Source organism: Kribbella sp. NPDC031520 (assembly GCF_055580825.1).
The window spans coordinates 233,223-252,969 of record NZ_JBVIKS010000004.1; the positions used below are offsets into that span (position 1 = coordinate 233,223).

The 19,747-nt window shown below is 66.3% G+C and carries 13 protein-coding genes; 6 read left to right on the plus strand and 7 right to left on the minus strand.

Features of this window, described 5'->3' with window-relative positions; genetic code table 11:
- Nucleotides 1-2: 2 nt before the first annotated feature.
- From ACZ5BU_RS21845 to ACZ5BU_RS21855, 3 genes are read right to left on the minus strand one after another with little or no spacing between them, the layout of a single operon-like run.
- Nucleotides 3-899, minus strand: a complete 897-nt coding sequence (locus ACZ5BU_RS21845) for a carbohydrate ABC transporter permease (protein ID WP_465701489.1) — start codon at nucleotides 897-899, stop codon at nucleotides 3-5.
- Complete coding sequence (locus ACZ5BU_RS21850; RefSeq protein ID WP_465701491.1) at nucleotides 896-1,861, minus strand: carbohydrate ABC transporter permease; 966 nt, start codon at nucleotides 1,859-1,861, stop codon at nucleotides 896-898. The genes ACZ5BU_RS21845 and ACZ5BU_RS21850 overlap by 4 nt, the downstream gene beginning before the upstream one ends.
- A gap of 27 nt (nucleotides 1,862-1,888) precedes the next feature.
- The gene (locus tag ACZ5BU_RS21855) at nucleotides 1,889-3,199 is read right to left on the minus strand and encodes an ABC transporter substrate-binding protein (protein ID WP_465701493.1); all 1,311 of its coding nucleotides are present in this window, start codon (nucleotides 3,197-3,199) and stop codon (nucleotides 1,889-1,891) included.
- A gap of 243 nt (nucleotides 3,200-3,442) precedes the next feature.
- Here ACZ5BU_RS21855 and ACZ5BU_RS21860 point away from each other — a divergent pair, with 243 nt between their 5' ends.
- On the plus strand, nucleotides 3,443-6,883 hold the full coding sequence (locus tag ACZ5BU_RS21860; RefSeq protein WP_465701495.1) for a putative Ig domain-containing protein: 3,441 nt from the start codon (nucleotides 3,443-3,445) through the stop codon (nucleotides 6,881-6,883).
- 51 nt (nucleotides 6,884-6,934) lie between these two features.
- On the opposite strand, the gene ACZ5BU_RS21865 is transcribed toward ACZ5BU_RS21860, so the two are convergent.
- The 4 genes from ACZ5BU_RS21865 to ACZ5BU_RS21880 form a co-directional block, all read right to left on the minus strand.
- Nucleotides 6,935-7,882, minus strand: coding sequence for a glycoside hydrolase family 43 protein (locus tag ACZ5BU_RS21865; RefSeq protein ID WP_465701497.1), 948 nt, complete (start codon nucleotides 7,880-7,882; stop codon nucleotides 6,935-6,937).
- 8 nt (nucleotides 7,883-7,890) lie between these two features.
- On the minus strand, nucleotides 7,891-8,631 hold the full coding sequence (locus tag ACZ5BU_RS21870; RefSeq protein WP_465701499.1) for a FadR/GntR family transcriptional regulator: 741 nt from the start codon (nucleotides 8,629-8,631) through the stop codon (nucleotides 7,891-7,893).
- A 105-nt stretch (nucleotides 8,632-8,736) separates the two neighbouring features.
- Complete coding sequence (locus tag ACZ5BU_RS21875; protein WP_465701501.1) at nucleotides 8,737-10,755, minus strand: glycoside hydrolase family 36 protein; 2,019 nt, start codon at nucleotides 10,753-10,755, stop codon at nucleotides 8,737-8,739.
- Nucleotides 10,752-12,068, minus strand: coding sequence for an L-fuconate dehydratase (locus ACZ5BU_RS21880; protein ID WP_465701503.1), 1,317 nt, complete (start codon nucleotides 12,066-12,068; stop codon nucleotides 10,752-10,754). The genes ACZ5BU_RS21875 and ACZ5BU_RS21880 overlap by 4 nt, the downstream gene beginning before the upstream one ends.
- A 135-nt stretch (nucleotides 12,069-12,203) precedes the next feature.
- Between ACZ5BU_RS21880 and ACZ5BU_RS21885 the strand changes: the two genes are divergently transcribed.
- From ACZ5BU_RS21885 to ACZ5BU_RS21905, 5 genes are all read left to right on the plus strand, one after another.
- The gene (locus tag ACZ5BU_RS21885) at nucleotides 12,204-14,573 is read left to right on the plus strand and encodes a glycoside hydrolase family 95 protein (RefSeq protein WP_465701505.1); all 2,370 of its coding nucleotides are present in this window, start codon (nucleotides 12,204-12,206) and stop codon (nucleotides 14,571-14,573) included.
- Nucleotides 14,574-14,598: 25 nt separating this feature from the next.
- Entirely contained in the window at nucleotides 14,599-15,588 is a 990-nt protein-coding gene (locus ACZ5BU_RS21890) for an ABC transporter permease (protein ID WP_465701507.1), read from the plus strand.
- Nucleotides 15,585-16,535 carry a carbohydrate ABC transporter permease gene (locus ACZ5BU_RS21895; RefSeq protein ID WP_465701509.1) on the plus strand — a complete coding sequence of 317 codons (951 nt, stop codon included), beginning with the start codon at nucleotides 15,585-15,587 and terminating at the stop codon, nucleotides 16,533-16,535. Before ACZ5BU_RS21890 ends, ACZ5BU_RS21895 begins: the two co-directional genes overlap by 4 nt.
- Nucleotides 16,536-16,579: 44 nt before the next feature.
- A complete protein-coding gene (locus ACZ5BU_RS21900) occupies nucleotides 16,580-18,265 on the plus strand; it encodes a type 2 periplasmic-binding domain-containing protein (RefSeq protein ID WP_465701511.1) in 1,686 nt (561 codons plus the stop codon).
- Between the two features lie 61 nt (nucleotides 18,266-18,326).
- A complete protein-coding gene (locus ACZ5BU_RS21905) occupies nucleotides 18,327-19,745 on the plus strand; it encodes an alpha-L-fucosidase (RefSeq protein WP_465701513.1) in 1,419 nt (472 codons plus the stop codon).
- The last annotated feature ends 2 nt before the right edge of the window (nucleotides 19,746-19,747 follow it).

The following is a 19,747-nucleotide window of genomic DNA, read 5'->3' on the forward strand; positions in this document are numbered from 1 at the left end:
AGCTATTTCAGGCTGCCCAGCGTGATGCCGGAACGCCAGTACCGCTGCATGGCCAGCATCAGGGCGACGATCGGGATGAGGGAGACGATCGCTCCGACGATGACGAGCCCGGTCAGGTCGACGGACTGGTCGACCTTGATGTTCAGCCAGGAGTACAGGCCGAGCATGATGGTCCATTTCTGTTCGCCGCGGAGGAACACCAGCGGTCCGAAGAAGGAGTTCCAGGAGCCGACGAACCCGAGCAGGAAGATGGTCGCCGACCCGGTCGTCATCAGCCGCGCTCCGATGGTGAAGAAGGCGCGGTACTCACCCGCTCCGTCGACCCGGGCCGCCTCGAGCAGCTCCGGCGGGACCGCGCCTTCGGCGTACACCTTGGCCAGATAGACCGAGAAAGCGCTGAAGAAGTGCGGCACGATGATCGCCCACGGCGTGTCGACCATGTGCAACCGGGTGTAGAGCAGGAACGACGGGATGGTCAGCAGGGCGCCGGGGATCAGGAACGAGGCGATGATGCAGCCCATCAGAACGCCGCGGCCGCGGAACCGGTACATGGCCAGCGCATAGCCGCAGGCGACGCAGATCACCGTCATGCCGACGGTGCCGGCGACGCCGTACAGGAGCGTGTTCGCCATCCAGCGCAGGAAGATGCTGTGGTCGTAGGTGAACAGGTCCCGGGTGTTGTCGAGGAGGTGGAAGTCGGCGAACCACAGGCCGTTGGTCGTGTAGAGGTCGCGCTGGTCCTTGGTCGCGGAGACGATCAGGAACCAGACCGGTGCGATCGAGTAGACGAGGAACAGGACGAGGCCGGTCCAGACCAGGATCCGCGACAGTTTCGACGGGTGGTGACCGGCCGGCAGGTCGTCGTCGTGGCGGCGTCTGACAGCAGCAGTTGTGCTCATGCGGGAGCCTTGTTCGTGAGTTTGTAGAAGATCGCCGAGATCAGGCCGACCACGAGCGCGAGGACGATCGACAGCGCCGCGGCGTAGTTGAAGTCCCCGACCGCGAACGCCTGGTTGTAGATGGTCATGATCGGGGTGAAGTCCTTGGTGACGGTCTCCGGAGTCATCGAGCGGAACAGCAACGGTTCGCTGAAGATCTGGAGAGTTCCGATGATGCCGAGCACGCTGACCAGTACCAGCGAACGCCGTACGTACGGCACCTTGATCGACCAGGCGATCCGCCATTCGGACGCGCCGTCGACCCGTGCGCTGTCGAAGATGTCGCGCGGCACCGCCTGCAGAGCGCCGTACACGATCAGCATGTTGAAGCCGATGCTGCCCCACGCCATCAGGTTGCCGACCGACACCCAGATCAGCTCGCTGCTGTAGAAGTTCGCGTTGATCCCGAACAGCTTGAAGAAGGGCGTGAGTGGACCGACGGCAGGGCTGTAGAGATAGATCCAGATCAGCGTGGCGACGATGCCCGGGCTCATGTACGGCACGAGCATCGCGATCCGGAGTTTCCCGGCGACCCGCCGGCGGACCGAGTCGAGCAACAGCGCCAGGGCAAGGCTGGTGGCCTGGATCAGTGGGATGACGACGATCGCGAACAGCGCGACGCGCCACAGGCTGCCCCAGAACTTCACGTCGTGCAGGGCGCGGTCGAAATTCTCGAACCCAGTGAAGCTGACGGTCTTGTCGCCGAAGCCGAGGCCCGAGCTCTTGGCCGTGTAGAGGCTCTTGCTCAGCGCCATGATCACCGGGACGACTGTGAAAACCAGGAACCCGGCGAAGAACGGCACCGTGAACGACGCCCCTTTGAGCGCCACGGTCCGGCGCCACCGCCCGCCGGAGGAAGGGAGGTCCCCGGTCCGATCGGCAGGCGACGCGGTCAACGGTTGCGGTTTCAGATCCAGGGACATCCGTACTCCTCCAAGTCTGTCGTCGGGTCAGTTCGCGACGTTGATGCCCTTGACCTTCAGATCGTCGACGGTGAACTTCTGCATGTTCTCGAGGAGCTGGTGGAAGGTGATCTTCTTGGTAACGGCCTTCGCCCACTGGTCCTGCAGTTCTTTGAAGACACCGGTGTAGTTGGGGCCGACGAGCCAGTTGTCGACGCCGGACGCGGAGGCCTTGTTGATGACGGTCTTCGCCTCCGAGCGGTGGCTGCCGAACAGCTTCTGCGGAACGGCGGCGTCCACCCACGGCGACGGGTCGGGCATGGCGCCGGGCCAGGCGTAGGAGCCGGTGGCCTTGTCGTAGGTGGCGTCGATGCCGTCCTTGGTGGTGTTCATCCAGATGCCCACCTCGGCTGCTTCCTTCGGGTGCTGGCATCCCTTCGGCACGAGCAAGGCATTGCCGTGCGCCGGAGTCGCGAACTTCGTGGCGCCGGCGAACTGCGGCAGATCGACAGGTTCCCAGTCGCCGATGGTCTTCTTGAAGTGGAGCTCGTAGTTGGTCAGCTGCCAGGTGGACGTCGGCAAGGAGACCATCTTGCCTTCGTCGAAGTACGCGATCAGCGCGGGACGGTCCTGGTACGTCTGGTTGGCGACGAGTCCGTTGTCCACGAGCTGCTGGAGAATGTTGGCGGCGGCAACGGATTCGGGCGAGAGGAAGTCGACCTTCCAGGAGTCGTTCTGCACCGAGTACCAGGATCCGCCTTCCTGGATGATCAGGTTGACCAGAGTGCTGGGGTCCTCACCGGCCAGGTTCATCACCTGAACGCCGTGTGGCTTGAGCGCCTTACCGGCGGCGATCACCTCGTCCCACGTCTTCGGGACCGGTACGCCGTACTTGTCGTAGGCAGCGCGGTTGACCATCATGAACGTCGGTCCGGTGCCGGTCGGGATGCCGTAGTACTTGCCCTGAACCTGTGCGGCCACCAGCGACGCAGGCTTGAACTTGCTCTCCGCGGGCTTCATGTACTCGGTCACGTCGGTGAGGAGGCCTTCCGACAGCAGGGCCGGGACATCACCGAAGTTCTGCGCCAGGCAGGGGATCTTGCTGCCGGCCGCGACGGCGTTGCGCAGACCGGTGGCGGTGGTCGGAAGGTCGGCCTGCTTGACGAGCTTGACCTTGACGTCGGTGTGGGTGGCGTTGAACTTGTCGACCACCGGCTGGGCGGGCGACCAGGCCCAGTACTCGATCTCGACCGGGCCCGAGGCTGCGGTGTTACCGGTGTCGCTGCTGCAGGCGACCGTGGTGGCGGCCAGGCACAGGGCGAGACCGGCCAGCACGGCGCGACGGCTGTTTCTGGGCATGCGTGTATCTCCGGGGTGAGGTGGGGGAGCTGCGGGCTGGTGGCGGCCGCCATAGTTAACGATTTCTATGAAAGCTAGGAGAAGAAAGTCTTACCGTCAAGGCCGCGTGCTCTTGCCGCGACGTCCGGATGATGCTTAGCGTAGAAATCGTTAACTACGACCGCCCAGCCCGCCGCTGTCCCGTCGCGGCGTCGCGTGTCACCCGAAGTCCTCCTGTCCCGCCTCAGGAAAGAAGGTGCTGTCTTGTATCCGACTCCTGCCGCTGTTCGCGGCCGCGTCCGGCGACTCGGCGCGTTCAGCGCGGCCCTCCTGCTCCTCACCGGACTCCTGTACGCCGTGGCCCGACCGGCCGCCGCCCAGGAGCTGGGTGGGTGTGCCCTGTCGTTCCACTCCACGGTCAGCCCGCAGGGGTTCGTACATCCCGGCGTCGGGCTGACCCAGCCGATCCTGGACAACGCCCGCCGGCAGGTCGCCGCGGGCGCCGAACCCTGGACCTCGTCGTTTCGGGCGATGCAGCAGTCGTCCGCGGCCGGGACTGCTGTGACGTCGTCCAACCGGAGCAGCACGGACCCGACCAAGCCCGCCTCCGACGCGTTCAACAGCCAAGGTTTCAACGGCCGCTTCATCGCCGACGGTCTGAAGTCCTACACCCAGGCGGTTCTGTACGTGCTCACCGGCGAGGAGGTCTACCGCAAGAACGCGCTGGACATCATCCGGATCTGGGAGCAGCTGGACCCGGCGAAGTACGAGTACTTCACCGACGCGCACATCCATACCGGCATTCCGCTCAACCGGATGGTGTCGGCCGCCGAGCTGTTGCGCTACAGCTCATGCGCCGACGAAGCGTACCCGTGGACCGACGCGGACACGCAGGCGTTCACCCGCAACCTCGTCACGCCGGTCATCGAGACGTTCCAGAACGACAACAACCACTTCATGAACCAGCACAACTACCCGCTGATGGGTGCGATGGCCGGCGCGATCTTCATGGACGACACCGCGCTCTACAAGCGGTCGGTCGAATGGTTCACCGTGAACGCCACCGCGCAGGACCAGGGCTTCAACGGCTCGATCGCGCGGCTGTTCCGCTGGGTCGACCACGACGACAAGACCGGCAAGCCGATCAAGGACCCGCACGTCCAGCACGCCGAGATGGGCCGTGACCAGGCCCACGGCGGCGGTGACCTCACCAACGCGGTGATCATTTCCCGGATGTTGCTGGCGCAAGGAACGAAGGTCGACCCCGTTGCCGGTACCGTCTCCAACGCCGCGAACGCAGTCGGACCGTACGAGTTCCTCGGCAACCGGATCCTCGCCGCCGCCGACTACTTCTGGCGCTTCATGCTCGGCTACGACACCGCGTGGACCCCGATGGCGTACGCGATCTCGCCGGACGGGACGATCCGCGACACCTACAACCACATCGCCGACGGCTACCGCGGCCGGTACGTCACCGCGAGCTTCTGGGAGATCTATTACTACTACCGGTTCACGCTCGGCAAGGACGTCAAGGCGATGGCGCCGTACTACGCCGAGGCCTACGCCAAACGCCCTGGCCCGCTGTACTCACGCGGCGGAGTCGTCGGCAACTCGTGGGACGGCGTCGACGGCGGCGGCGATTCCTGGCTGTTCGCGCCCGCTGCGGCGGCAGGCGAGTCGACCCGGCCGCTGGGCAACAACCCCAACCTCTACGAGGTCGAGGACCGCTACACGCGCTTGGCCGGCGAGGTCACGACCGGCGACGGCTACGTACGGATGGCCCCGGGCTCGAAGATCGCCTATCTCAACGGCGCGACGGACCGCCCGAAGCTCGGGTTCCTCGTTCGCACCAATGGTGATGCCGTGCTGCACCTGCACACCGCCAGGAACGGCCGCACCCTGAAACGCGACTACCCCGTGATCGTGCCGAACACCGGCGGCAAGTGGCGCTACGTCACGACCGACGGGCCGATGGACGACATCCTGTTCATCGAGGTCGAGGGTGCGACCGTCGACCTCGACCACATCAACATCAACGCCGCGGCCGAGCTCACCGGTCCGGTCTTTCCCGACACCGCCGGCCGAGTCGTCGGCTGGCTGGGCGCCGAGGCCGAGGTCAACCTCGCCGCGACCGCCGCGCAGGGTACGACGTACACCGCGACCGGGCTCCCCGGCGGCGCCACGCTCGATCCGGCCACCGGCGTCCTCACCTGGAAGCCGACCCGGGCCGGCTCCTGGACCGTCACCGTTGCGGCCGATGACGGCACCAATATGGCTGCCCGCCGCATCACGCTCACCGCGGCTGGTGACCGCGCCAGCGCCCTGGAGCTCGCGAAGAACGGCTACAACCCCCAGACGACGTACGAGTCCGCGACCAAGGACGCGTACAGCAAGGCGGTCGACGCCGCGAACAGCCTGCTCGAGAAGGGATCCGACACTGAGTACCTGGCCGCGCTGACCGCCGTCGTCGGGGCAGTCGACGGACTGCGCCCGCTCTCGCCGAAGCTCGCTCTGGACGGCAGTCTCGACTATCCGGGCCTCGTCGCTTCGTCCACCACCGCTGACCGGATCGTCAACCTGGTCGACGGCGACGAACAGACCGGGACCTCCTACCCGCAGGCAGTCAATCTGTCGCACACGTTCGACTTCGGACCGGACTACCGGGTCTCCGCCACGAAGTTCGGCTTCCAGAGCAACATCTTCGCCGACCGGATCGCGAACTCGGCCGTGTTCGGCTCCAACGACGGGGTCACCTGGACCCGTCTCACCCCGGGGGTCACGGCGTTCACCCAGGACTACAACACCCTCGATGTCGCCAAAGACCTGCAGGACGACCAGTTCCGGTACCTGAAGATCCAGATGATCAAACAGCTACCGGATGTTCTGTACGGGATCGTGCGCGGGGTGTTCGAGCTGACCGAGTTCCACATCTACGGAGAGCGGCACGAGATCGGCAATCTGGTGAAGTCGACCTCGATCACCTCCGCTCAGGCGATCGCGGGCAAGATCATGACCGGCGACACCGTCGACGTCGCGGTCACCGCGAAGAAGCCGCTCCAGCAGGTGACGGTCACCGTCCAGGGCGTGACGGCGAAGGCGACCTCGACGGACGGAATCAACTGGCGCGCCGCGGCCAAGCTGGACAACGTTGCTGCGGGCAACATCCAGGTCGCCGTGGACTACGTCGATGCCAACGGCAAGGCCGGCCCGACCGCGTACGGGACGACCGACGGGTCGAAGCTGTACATCGCGGGCGACCCGGCACGCTTGATCGACGTTGCCAAGGTGGCGACCGTCACCGCTTCCGACAAGCAATGGCCGGGTACCGGACTGGGTGCCGACAAGGTCGGCTACCTGCTCTTCGACCGCAATCCTGATACGTACGGCGACCTGAACAGCGGACCAGGTGCGTACTACGTCCTGGACTTCGGCGCGCACGCGACCGTACAACCCGAGGAGGTGCTGTTCCTGCCGCGGGCCAGCCATCCGCAGCGGGCCAACGGTACGGTCGTCCAGGGGTCGAACGACGGCCAGACCTGGACCGACCTCACCAAGTCGGTGGCCGGTGCACTGGCGAACACCTGGAGCGACCAGCAGGCCTCGGGCGAGAACCACTACCGGTACCTGCGCATCTACAACGCCACGAGCTGGTTCGGCGACCTGTCCGAGGTCGAGCTCTACGGCGACCTCAAGAACGACGCGTAAGCAGCCACCACGATGGGCGAGCGCCCGCACCTCAGCAAGGCGCTCGCCCACTCAGGTCCACGCCGAGCGGAGCCGTTCGTACTCCTCGAGCGTCACAGGCAGGACGACGCCGTGGCAGGGGTCTTTCGGCAGTCTGTGGTTATTGGAAGGAATCCATTGGCCGTCGGCGAGGTCGGTGGTTTCGAACGGGACGTAGCGGCGTTCGGGGGTGAACTCGTCGATCCAGAGGTACCACTTGTGCTCCGTGTTCGACTTGTACACCAGGGGGCCCTCGCCCCGGGTGACTGCTCCGAGACCGATGCCTTCGGCCAGTGGCTTCCAGCCGGCGGCCGTCAGAGACGGTGAGGTTTCGGAGAAGATCGACTTGCCGTACGGCGCTTCGCCGTTGCGGCTGCGTTCGTCCTTGAGGAAGCGGTAGTACACGCCGTCGTGGTCGATCACAGTGGTGTCGATCGTCTGCCAGCCCCGGTCGATCCAGACCCGCGGTTCGGAGAAGTCGCGGAAGTCGCGGGTGGTGGCGTACATGATGCGGTTGTAGCTGTCCCCGTAGTGTTCGGCGTTCTCGTAGAGCGTGGACGACCAGTGGACCAGGTACGCGTTCTGTTCGGGGTCCCAGACCGCCTCCGGAGCCCAGGTGTTGCCGGCCTCCGGCGGTGCGACCTCGACGAGTCGTCCCTCGCCCCAGTTCACGAGATCCGTCGACTCCCAGATCATGATCGAGCGGCTGCCCCGGCGTTGATGGAGGTCCCAGTCCAGGCTGGTGTAGAGGCGCAGGTCGGTGGCGACCAGGTAGAAGCGATCGCCGGTGGGGGCGCGGACGATGTGCGGGTCGCGGACACCGCGTTCGCCGAGGGTCGAGTACAGGACCGGCCTGCCGTCGTTGAGGTCGTCGAAGTGCAAGGGATCGTTGCCCTCGCTCAGGGCGAAGTAGATCTGCTCGCCGTCGGCCGATTCGCGCTTGAAGTGTGCGTAGAGGTAACCCGCATAGTTGGGCTTCATCTGAGGAGTCATCCTTCGGCGTCGGGCCGGCTCTGTAGGTAGTCCTCGACGGTGAAGAGGTGGGCGGACATCCGGGTCCGGGCGCGGTCGGGGTCGCGGGCGGTGAGGGCCGCGAGGATCGAGAGATGTTCGCGGTGGGCGGTGTCGTCGGCACCGGGCTGGGCGATGGACCGGCGGAGCCGGTCGCGCATCGTACGGCCGCCGAGGGCGTGGATGAGTGCGGCCAGGACCGAGTTGCCCGACGCCTCGGCGATGATCCGGTGGAAGGCGATGTCGTTCTCGATCACCGTCTCGTGATCGGGGTCCGGCCGCGCGAGCTCGGTTTCGTTGCTGCGGAGCAGGTCCTCCGCAGCAGCGAGTCGCTCGGACGTGATGTCGCGCGCCGCCAGCGCGGCGGCCTCGGTCTCGAGGATGCGTCGTACGGCGTGCAGGTTCTGGGTTCCACTGCTGTGCTGGAGGTCCACGACGAACCCCATCGGGGCGAGCAGGATGGACGGATCGAGCGCGGTGACGTACGTGCCGTCGCCCTGGCGGGTCTCCAGAACGCCCATGATCGACAGCGCGCGGACTCCTTCGCGGAGCGGGTTCCGGGATACCCCGAGCGCGGCGGCCAGGTCCCGTTCGATCGGGAGCCGGTCACCGGGCCGGAGGTGTCCGTCGACGATCAGTTGCCGGATGCCCTGGACGACGACATCGGTCTGTGAAACGCCGGGGGTGCGCGCCTGCGTGACCGGCTTGCTCGGGCTCATGACCGCTCCCCGGCCGCCCGCGAGACCCGGGAACGGAACCTGAAGATGTACATCTCGGCACTGTAGCCGGGCGTTGACCGGGGGAGGCGCGTCGCGGTGAGCATGTCACTCCAGCCGGAGGACCCGAGCTGATGGCTCGGATGTCGTGGTGGTGACGACCAGAGCGTCGTCGTTCCAGGCGTAGCTCCAGTCGCCGAGGTCGGTGGGGAAGTGCGGCGTGATCCTCGACGGTGGGATCGGGAGCGTGGTCGTCGACGGCCCCGGAGCGCGATGCCAGAGGGCGAGGTAGGAGACATCGGGTCCGTTGAGGAGGAGAGCGATCCACTCGTCGGTCCAGTTCGGCAGACCCAACGGCCAGGACGGCACGAGCGACGGCAACTCGGCGAGTACGGCGCGATGCGCGGCGAGGGCGGCTCGTACGATATCCAGTTCGGCCGGCGTCATCCGGTTCAGGTGACCCGAGAGGTACAGCCGGCCGAGCATGCCGTTCACCAGCGCGAGGGTGAACTCCTCGCGGGTGGTGCCGGTGATCGGATACGCCCAGTTGCCGGCCTGCTCCGGGAGTACGGCGGCGGGTGCGGCTGCGGCGATGGATGCGTAGAGCAACGGATGTTCCTGGTCCGAGGTGGACTGCAGATGGAGGCGGGAGAGCATCGCGTAGTCCATCCGCATCGCGCCGGAGGCACAGTTCTCGATCAGCAGGTCCGGATGCCGGGCGTGGAGGCCGTCGAGCCAGTCCAGCAGCGCTCGGTTGTGCTCCAGCAGACCTTGGCCCAGCGACGTCCCGACCTTGTCGGTCCCGGGTCCGGTCTGGGTGTTGTTGTCGAAGTTGAAGAAGCCGATGCCGAACTCGTCGACGAGCCGGTCGACGGTGCTGTCGAGGTGCCTGCGAGCGGCGGCGCTGCGCAGGTCCAGCAGATAGCGGCCCTTCTCGGCGATCCGCCGGCCGTGCCGGGTGAGGAACGCGTCGTCGGGTAGTTCGCCGGCGATCGGGGAGCGGACCCCGATGACCTCCGGTTCCAGCCAGAGCCCCGGCACCATGCGATGGCGGCGGATCCGGTTGATCACCTCGGCGAGTCCGTTCGGGAACCGGGTGGCCGACGGTTGCCAGGCGCCGACGGTGTTCCACCAGTCGCCTTCGGCGTACCAGCCGGCATCGATGCAGAAGTAGTCCGCACCGACCTCGGCCACGGCATCGATCAACGGCAGCAACTTCTCGGTGGTCGGATCACCCTGCAACGTGTTCATGTAGTCGTTGAAGACGATCGGCATCCGGTCGTCGATCGGCCGGTGCGCCCGGATCGCACGGCGCTGACGCGTGAGCGCCGCGAAGACACTGTCGGCGTCGGTCCCGGCGACCAGCGACACCGGTACGGTCGTGAACGCCTTGTCCGCGGTGAGTTCGACGCTCCACTGGTGGTCGAGGTCGGTCGGTCCGCTGAGCAGCAGGTAACCACCCTGTGCGGTCTCACCGATCTCGTAATGCCACGGCCCGTTGTGTTCGATCTGCCAGCCCAGCGCGTACGGCGCACTGCTGCCGACCAGCACTCCGATGGGCAGGACCTCGCCCGTCGACCACGAGTTCGTACTGGTTACGGCGTACCGGCTGTTGGCGACGTGGTGATGCGGGTCGCGGACGATGTCGGCCAATACGTCCCGGACCGCGCGCTTCGACCAGCGGTTCTCCGCCATCCAGCTGTTGGCCGCGGAGTACAGCTCGGCGTCGATCGACGCGAGGCCGACCACGAGCGATGTCAGGCTCGTAAGTTCCAGAGAGCCCGGGCCGGTCATCGAGGCTTCGGTCCAGGCGCGGACGCCGGCTCGCGCTTCGAAGACGCTGGTGATGCGTAGACCAGTGACCGGCTCCTCCTGGACGATGCGGAGCGTCGTCTCGGTCTCCTCGTGCCCGACGTACCGCAGTCGCCCACCGAGGACGCTGCCGACCTGACGGTTGCTGGAATGACCGTGACCGACGGCGGCCACTTCGACCAACGGTCGGCTCGAATCCGCCCCGCTACCTCCGGACTGTGCGGAGTCGCGCACCGCGGACAGCCGGACCGGACCGTCGTCGAGGACGAAGGTCAGGGCGATATCGGGCGTGGTCCACTTCAGCAGATCGGTCATAGCTCCTCAGTTGGTCGTTGGGCGGCCCAATAGCTGCCGTGGGGAAAGCTGTAGGTCTCGAGTGAGTCGCGGTACATCTCGGCGCTGTAGCCGGGCGCGGCCGGCAGCACGTACGCACCGTTACGTACCACGCACGGGTCGACGAAGTGCTCGTGCAGATGGTCGACGTACTCGGTGACACGGCGCTCCAGCGAACCCGAGACGGCGACGTAGTCGAAGATCGCCAGGTGCTGGACGAGTTCGCACAGGCCGACGCCGCCGGCGTGCGGGCAGACCGGGACGTCGAACCAGGCGGCGAGCAGGTAGACGGCGAGTACTTCGTTGACGCTTCCGAGTCGTGCGGCGTCGAGCTGGCAGTAGTCGAGGGCGCCGGCCTGGAACATCTGCTTGAACAGCACCCGGTTCATGCCGTGCTCACCGGAGGCGACCCCGATCGGCGCGACCGCCTTGCGGATCGCGGCGTGGCCGAGGACGTCGTCGGGGCTGGTCGGTTCCTCGATCCAGAGCGGGTCGAACTCGGCCAGCGCCTTGACCCACTCGATCGCCTCGGGTACGTCCCACACCTGGTTCGCGTCGATCATCAGGTGACCGTCCGGTCCGAGGACCTCGCGGGCGATGCCGCACCGGCGGATGTCGTCGTTCAGATCCGCGCCGACCTTGAGCTTCACGTGTTTGTAGCCTGCGGCAACGGCTTCCTCGCACAGCCTGCGCAGCTTGGCGTCGGAGTACCCGAGCCAGCCGGCCGACGTGGTGTAACAGGGGTAACCTGTTGCCTCGAGCTCCTGAATCCGTTGCTTACGGCCACTTTCCTGGCCGGCCAGCAGGGTGATCGCCTGGTCCCGGGTGAGCGCGTCGGTGAGGTACCGCAGGTCGGCGGCGTCCACCAACTGCTCCGGTGACATCTCGGCCAGCAGACGCCACAGCGGTACGCCGGCGCGGCGGGCGGCGAGGTCCCACACGGCATTCATCACCGCGGCCAGCGCAAGGTGTACGACGCCCTTGTCCGGGCCGAGCCAGCGCAGCTGACTGTCGGACTGCAACTCCCGGTAGACCGCGCCGAGATCGCCGCACAACTCGTCGACATCCCGCCCGATCAAAGGCTCGGCCCGCTGCCGCGCCGCCGCGGCGCACAAGTCGTTGCCACGCCCGATCGTGAACGTGAAGCCGTACCCGGACACCGCATCGTCGTCGGTGTGCAGTACGACGTACGCCGCCGAGTGGTCACCGTCCTTGTTCATCGCGTCCGATCCGTCCTGGGTCAGCGACGTCGGGAACCGGACATCGACGACCTCGACCGAGGTGATGCGTGACATGGCGCCTCACTGTCAGTAATAGATGGGATCTTTCTCCCGATCAGACGTCGTTCAGTATGGACCACCAGGCGCGACAGCGCTACGATCCGGGAAATTCATAGGATTAATCCTCGTCTTCTCGACGGAGGGCTGCGCATGAGCGACCTGGTGAGCTCTGATCGGTCCGGCCGGCAACGGTTGTGGTACGACCGGCCGGCGGCGACCTGGCTGGAGGCGTTGCCACTCGGCAACGGCCGCATCGGCGCGATGTGTTTCGGAGGTACGGCCAACGATCGCATCGCGCTCAACGACGAGACGCTGTGGTCGGGCGGTCCGGAGACAGCGCGACTGCTGTCGGCTCCGCTCGGGGCGACCGGCCCGGAAGCCGTGCAGGCGGTCCGGGAGGCGTTGTGGGCCGGCGACATCCGGCGTGCCCACGAACTCGCCCGCGGTTTCCACTCCGGCTACTCGCAGGCGTACCTGCCGCTCGGAGACCTTCTGCTCGAGACGCGCGTCGGCGGTTCCGCACCGGCGGACGTGGGGGCGTACCAGCGAGCGCTCGACCTCGACGCCGCCGTGGCGACGACGCAGTACGAGCTCGACGGAGTGCGTGTCGAGCAGGAGGTGTTCGTCAGTGCACCCGACCACGTACTGGTTCTCCGGCTGACGGCCTCCGCGCCCGGGCTAGGGCTCACCTGCCGGTTGGCGTCACAACTGCAGTCGCGCGGGTATGCGATCGAGGGCGGCCTCGGACTGCTCCTCCAGGCGCCCGCCGACGTAGCGCCCCCACACCGCGACGTCCCCGAGCCGATCCGGTACTCCGACGGTGTGGATCGTGGGATGACCGCGGCGATCGCCCTGCGAGCGGTCACCGACGGCCAGGTCCGGGCGACCGATTCAGAACTCGTCGTCGACGACGCGACCGAGATCGTTCTGGTGCTGTCGACCGCCACCGGGTACGACGGACCGTCGACGCCACCGACCCGTACGGCAGTCGAGTGCCTGCTCAGAGCGGATCACGCGGTGTCGAACGCCCTGACCCGGGAGTTCATCCACCTCCTCGACCGTCACCTGAACGATCACCGGCAGCTCTTCCGCCGTTCGTCGCTGGAACTCGTGGGACAGCCCGAAGAATCGCAGCAGCCGACCGATGTACGGATCGGCGCATCGGTCGGTACCGACGACCCCGCGCTCGCCGCGCTGGCCTACAACTACGGGCGCTACCTGATGATCGCGAGCTCGCGCCCCGGTGGTCTGCCGACGAACCTGCAGGGCATCTGGAACGACATCCTGCGGCCGCCGTGGAGCTCGAACTTCACCGTGAACATCAACACGGAGATGAACTACTGGCCGGCCGAGACGACGAATCTCCCGGAGTGCCACGAGCCACTGCTCAGGTTTATCGATCAGCTTGCCGAAGCGGGCCGCAGTACCGCCCGTGAACGCTACGGCTGCGGCGGCTGGACCGCGCACCACAACGCCGACGCCTGGTGCTGGGCTTACCCGGTCGAGGGTGATCCGCGCTGGTCGAACTGGCCGCTGGCGGGCGCCTGGCTCGCCCGGCACCTGTGGGACCACTACGAGTTCACCGGCGACCTCGCGTTCCTCGGCGACTCGTGGCGCACACTGCGCGGCGCGGCCGAGTTCTGCCTCGACTGGCTCGTCGAACTGCCCGACGGCAGTCTCGGTACGGCGCCGTCGACGTCGCCGGAGAACGACTACCTCGCTCCGGACGGGCGCCCCGCATCGGTGACCGTGTCGTCGACGATGGACCTGGCATTGATCTCGGACCTCTTCCACCGGGTGGAGCAGGCCGCCGCGCTGCTGGACGTCGTCGATCCGCTCGTCGCGGAGATCTCCACGGCACGCAAGCGGTTGCCGGAACCATCGATCGGTTCGCATGGCCAGTTGCAGGAATGGGCGGCTGACCTGCCGGAGGAGGACCCGCACCACCGGCACATGTCGCATCTGGTCGGCGTACACCCTGGCGACGCGATCACGCCGGACAGTACGCCGGTACTGGCGGCAGCGGCCCGGCGTTCGCTCGACCTCCGCGGTGACGAGGCGACCGGTTGGTCGCTGGCCTGGAAGATCTGCCTGCGTGCGCGGCTGCACGACGCGGAGGGCGCACACCGCCTGATCGGGGCCTTCCTGCGGCCGGCCGACGATCAGGCCCGCGGCCGTCCCGGGAGCGGCGCGGGCGTGTACCCGAACCTGTTCTGCGCGCACCCGCCGTTCCAGATCGACGGCAACTTCGGTGCCACCGCCGGCATCGCCGAGATGCTGCTGCAGAGCCACACCGGCGACATCGCGCTGCTGCCGGCCTTGCCGGACGCCTGGCGCAGCGGTCGGGTGACCGGGCTGCGGGCTCGTGGCGGGGTCGTCGTCGACATCGCCTGGACACCGAACGGCACCGAAGCCGTCCTGACCGCGGACCACGACCAGGAACGGACGGTCCGGTACGGCGACGACGGGGTGCGGGTCCGGCTCACCGCGGGCCTCGGTCATCGGCTGAGTACGTCATGACCACGGCACCGACGAAGGAGGTTCCATGGCAACCCTGACCACGGTCCGGCCACCGGCGGGTGAGACGGCCACGCGACGCACGCGGCGGAGGCGCGAACGCCCAGGTATCCAAGGGTTCCGGCGCAGCCTGCGACGGCACTGGACCCTGTACCTGTTGATGGTCGTGCCACTGATCTGGTTCGGGGTGTTCAAGTACATCCCGATGTCGAACGCCGTCCTGGCGTTCAAGAGCTACAACGTGATCAAGGGCATCTGGGGAAGCCCCTGGGTCGGCTGGCAGAACTTCGAGCTGTTCTTCCACAACCCGGTGTTCTGGACCCTAGTGAAGAACACCTTCGTGCTCTCGATCTACACCGTGGCGGCGAGCTTCCCGATCGCGATCGTCCTGGCGCTCGCGCTGAACGAGGTCCGCAACGGTCTCTTCAAGCGCACGGTGCAGATGGTGACGTACGCGCCGTACTTCATCTCCACCGTCGTGGTCGTCTCGATGACGATCCTGGTGCTCTCCCCGCGGCTCGGCATCGTCAACGAGGGTCTCGGGTTCTTCGGCGTACCCGCTGTCGACTTCCTCGGCAACCCGGACTACTTCCGGCACATCTACGTGTGGTCCGACGTGTGGCAGACCACCGGGTACTCCGCGGTGATCTACCTGGCGGCGCTGGCCGGCATCGATCCGGCGTTGCACGAGGCCGCGCGGGTCGACGGGGCCAGCCGGATCCGGCGGATCATGCACGTCGACCTGCCCGGCATCATGCCGACTGCCGTGATCATCCTGGTCCTTGCGGTCGGCAACATCATGGCGATCGGTTTCGAGAAGGCGTTCCTGCTGCAGAACCCGCTCAACCTGAGTCAGTCCGAGATCATCGCGACGTACGTCTACAAGACCGGCCTGCTCAACGCCGACTTCAGCGGGGCGACCGCGGTGGGGCTGTTCAACTCGGTGATCAACCTGGGCCTGCTGCTGATCGTGAACATGATCGCGAAACGGATCACCGGGAACGGACTGTGGTCATGACTACCTTGACCGGCACGACTACGTCGACCAGCAAGCGGCTGGAGCGCCGGGCGGAGCGAGCACGGCGGATCCGCGAGCCGCGTACGGACCGGATCTTCCTGTTCTGCGTGTACCTGCTGCTGTCCGTCTTCCTCCTCGTCGTCCTGCTTCCGCTGCTGTACATCGTGGCGAGTTCGTTCAGCAGCCCCGAGGCGGTGTCGTCCGGACGGGTGCTGTTCTGGCCGGTCGACTTCTCCCTGCGCGGCTACCACGCCGTGTTCGCGAACCCACAGGTCATCCAGGGCTATCTCAACTCGCTCTTCTACACCGTCGTCGGCACGATCGTCAGCGTCACGATGACGATCGCGATCGCGTACCCGCTGTCCCGCCGTACCCTGGTCGGCCGGAACGTCGTGATGACGCTGATCCTGTTCACGATGCTGTTCACCGGCGGGCTGATCCCGACCTACCTCGTCGTGCAGTCCGTCGGTCTCCTCGACACCCGGTGGGCGCTGATCGTCCCGCAGGCGATCGGCGTCTGGCAGGTGATCATCGCCCGCACCTACTTCCGTACGGCGATCCCGGACGAACTCGTCGAGGCCTCGCAGCTGGACGGCTGTGGTGACCTGCGGTTCCTGTGGTCGGTGGTGATCCCGCTGGCCAAGCCGATGATCGCGGTGGTCGCGCTGATGTACGCGATCATGCAATGGAACTCGTACTTCGACGCGCTGATCTACCTGAAGAACCCGGACCTGTTCCCGCTGCAGCTCGTGCTGCGGAACATCCTGATCCTGAACACGACCGGCGGTGGTGCCGTCGACGCGTCCGTCGTCATCCAGCGGCAGCAGCTCGCCGACCTGCTCAAGTACTCGCTGATCGTGGTCGCGAGCGTGCCCGTGCTGCTCATCTACCCGTTCGTCTCGCGCTACTTCACCAAGGGAATCCTGATCGGCGCCGTGAAGGGCTGATCCCCGGTATCACTCTGCCCTGTCCCAACCTCTGTGAGGAACCCATGTCTGTAAAGCTCAGTAGGCGGAGGCATGCCGCGATCGCCGGCATCAGCCTCCTCGCACTCGCCCTCGGGGCCTGTTCCGGGGGCGGCTCGAAGGATTCGGCGAGCAAGCCGTTGCCCACGATCACCGGCAACCCGGCCGTCACCCTCAACGTCTTCTCGCCGCAGGCCGCCGACGTGAACCTGGCCACGAACGACTTCACCAAGCTGATCAAGCAGAAGTTCGACATCACCATCAAGTGGCAGACCACGACGTACGACGGCGGCCCGGCGAAGGAGAAGCGGCAGATCTCCCTGGCCAGCGGTGACTACCCGGACCTGTACCTGCTGATCCCGTGGGTTGACCAGTTCACCCAGACCGACCTGTTGAAGCTGTCCAACCAGGGCGTGGTCGTACCGCTCAACCAGCTGATCGACCAGTACGCGCCGAACATCAAGAAGGCCCTGGACTCCACCCCCGAGTGGAAGGCGATGGCCACCGCGCCCGACGGCAAGATCTACGGCCTGCCGCAGTGGGTGGACTGCTTCCACTGCTCGTACCAGGACAAGCTCTGGATGAACTCGGCCTGGCTGAAGAAACTCGGACTGCAGCAGCCGAAGACGACCGAGGACATGCGCAAGGTCCTGGAGGCCTTCAAGACACAGGACCCGAACGGCAACGGCAAGGCGGACGAGATCCCGCTCAGCGCCGATGTGCGGGACTTCCTGATCCCGTACTTCATGAACGCGTTCATCTACGATCCGCAGGGTTCCAGCGGGTACAACAACTCGAGCTTGGTGCTGAAGGACGGCAAGGTCGACATCCAGGCGAACAAGGACGGCTGGCGAGAAGGCCTGAAGTACCTGAACTCCCTCTACAAGGAAGGCCTCATCGACAAGGGCGCCTTCACCCAGAACGGGGATGCGCTCTCGCAGCAGGGCAACCACGCCGGTACGGTGATCCTCGGTTCGGCGACCGTGCTGCACCCGGGCATCTTCGTCAACACCGGTTCGGCGGACGGACGGGACAAGCAGTACGACGCCGTACCGCCGCTGACCGGCCCGAACGGTGCCAACTACACCGGCTACAACTTCCCGAGTGCGCCGGGCGCGACCTTCGTGCTGACCAGCAAGGCGACGCCGGAGAAGCAGATCGCGGCCATCAAGATGCTCGACTACATCTTCACCGACCCGGGCCAGATCAACGGCCAGTTCGGGATGGAGGGCAAGGGCTGGACCGAGCCCGGTCCGAACGACGTCGCGCTCGACAAGTCACTGAAGCCGGTCTTCAAGCAGATCCCGCAGAAGCCCGGCACGGCGCCGCGGAACTCCGGGTGGGGCGCGATGGCGCAGTACAACAACACTGCCCACTTCCGGAACTCCGAGGCGATCGGCACCGACATCTACTCGCAGGCAGGGTACGAGCGTAAGTTGTTCGAGGCAACGAAGCTGTACGCCGGCCACGAGGACAAGTCCCAGATCTATCCGTTCTGGAAGGTCTGGATCGACCCCACCCTCGCCAACGAGGTCGCCACCCTGGAGACCAACCTCGACAGCTACGTCCAGCAGAACGCGCTGCAGTTCATCACCGGCTCGAAGAACCTCGACACCGACTGGGACAGCTACGTCAAGGGGCTCGACGGTCTCGGCCTCAAGCGCTACCTGGAGATCCAGCAGAACGCTTACGACAAGATTCCCAACAAGTAGCACCTCCGCGGACCGGCCGGAGCACACCGGCCGGTCCATCATCCCTGACGAGGAGCAACCTGTGTCGTTCGACGCAACCTTCGAGTCCCTGTCCACGTACGACTGCCCGGAGTGGTTCCGGGACGCGAAGCTCGGTATCTGGTCGCACTGGGGACCGCAGTCCGTTCCCCGGTACGGCGACTGGTACGCGCGGAACATGTACCGGGAAGGAAGCGACCAGTACCGGTACCACCTGCGGACGTACGGGCATCCGTCGCAGTTCGGGTACAAGGACGTCGTACAGCTGTGGAAGGCGGAGCGGTTCGACCCGGACGAGCTGATGGACCGCTTCGTGGCGGCCGGTGCGCGGTACTTCGTCGCGCAGGCCATGCACCACGACAACTTCTTCAACTACGAGTCGGCCGTCAACCCGTGGAACTCGGTGAAGGTCGGGCCGGGCAAGGACATCGTCCGGTTGTGGAAGGACGCGGCCGAGCGGCGCGGGTTGCCGTTCGGGCTGACCGAGCACCTCGGCGCCACGCTCGGATGGCTCGCCGTCAACAAGGGCGCCGACAAGCACGGGCCGTTCGCCGGCGTACCGTACGACGGCTCCGATCCGGCGTACCGGGACCTCTACCTCGACAACCGCCAGTACCTGCCGGAGGTCGACGTGGTGGTGCAGGATCCCTGGTACAGCGAGGATCCCGCGTGGCACCGGCACTGGCTCGAGGTGATGACCGAGGTCATCGACCGCTACCAGCCGGACCTGTTGTACTCCGACGGCCCGTTGCCGTTCGGCGAGGTCGACTACACGCCCGGCCTCCAGGCCGTGTCGCACCTGTACAACACCAACCCTCGGGCGGTGTACCAGCAGAAGGACCGCCGTCCGGAGGTGAGCGCGGTCGGGGTGATGGACATCGAGCGCAGCCAGACGCCCGGCATCCATCCTGCCCCGTGGCAGACTGACACCTCGGTCGGGGACTGGTTCTACAACGTCCGCGACGTCTACAAGACCTCGAGGCATGTGATCGAGATGCTGGTCGACATCGTCTCGAAGAACGGCAACCTGCTGCTGAACGTGCCGCAGCTACCTGATGGCGCCATCGACCTCGAGTGTTCGCAACTGCTCGACGACCTCGGGGCCTGGACCAAGGTCTGCGGCGAAGGCATCTACGGCACCCGCCCGTTCCGCGTCTTCGGCGAGGGTCCTTCGACCGTGGTGATCAAGGGCTTCACCGAGGACCGCGTGAACTGGACGAGCTCCGACTTCCGCTTCACCCGCCGCGACAACACCCTCTACGCGTTCCAAATGGCCCAGCCGGACGACGGCCGCGCCGTCGTCCGGAGCCTGGCCGGCCACGAGACGGCGACCGCGGTCCGCCTCCTCGGCCACGGCCCCGTCCCGTTCGAGCAGGCGCACGGAGTCCTCGTCGTTCGCCTCCCCGACACCGCGCCACACGACGTCGCCAACTGCCTGGCCATCGACCTGGCAACCGAATGAGC

What these genes read in the sequence shown, in the direction of transcription:
- ACZ5BU_RS21845 (WP_465701489.1), bottom strand. Translation starts at nt 899, where the DNA reads ATGAGCACAACTGCTGCTGTCAGACGCCGCCACGACGACGACCTGCCG.
- ACZ5BU_RS21850 (WP_465701491.1), bottom strand. Translation starts at nt 1,861, where the DNA reads ATGTCCCTGGATCTGAAACCGCAACCGTTGACCGCGTCGCCTGCCGAT.
- ACZ5BU_RS21855 (WP_465701493.1), bottom strand. Translation starts at nt 3,199, where the DNA reads ATGCCCAGAAACAGCCGTCGCGCCGTGCTGGCCGGTCTCGCCCTGTGC.
- ACZ5BU_RS21865 (WP_465701497.1), bottom strand. Translation starts at nt 7,882, where the DNA reads ATGAAGCCCAACTATGCGGGTTACCTCTACGCACACTTCAAGCGCGAA.
- ACZ5BU_RS21870 (WP_465701499.1), bottom strand. Translation starts at nt 8,631, where the DNA reads ATGAGCCCGAGCAAGCCGGTCACGCAGGCGCGCACCCCCGGCGTTTCA.
- ACZ5BU_RS21875 (WP_465701501.1), bottom strand. Translation starts at nt 10,755, where the DNA reads ATGACCGATCTGCTGAAGTGGACCACGCCCGATATCGCCCTGACCTTC.
- ACZ5BU_RS21880 (WP_465701503.1), bottom strand. Translation starts at nt 12,068, where the DNA reads ATGTCACGCATCACCTCGGTCGAGGTCGTCGATGTCCGGTTCCCGACG.
- ACZ5BU_RS21885 (WP_465701505.1), top strand. Translation starts at nt 12,204, where the DNA reads ATGAGCGACCTGGTGAGCTCTGATCGGTCCGGCCGGCAACGGTTGTGG.
- ACZ5BU_RS21890 (WP_465701507.1), top strand. Translation starts at nt 14,599, where the DNA reads ATGGCAACCCTGACCACGGTCCGGCCACCGGCGGGTGAGACGGCCACG.
- ACZ5BU_RS21895 (WP_465701509.1), top strand. Translation starts at nt 15,585, where the DNA reads ATGACTACCTTGACCGGCACGACTACGTCGACCAGCAAGCGGCTGGAG.
- ACZ5BU_RS21900 (WP_465701511.1), top strand. Translation starts at nt 16,580, where the DNA reads ATGTCTGTAAAGCTCAGTAGGCGGAGGCATGCCGCGATCGCCGGCATC.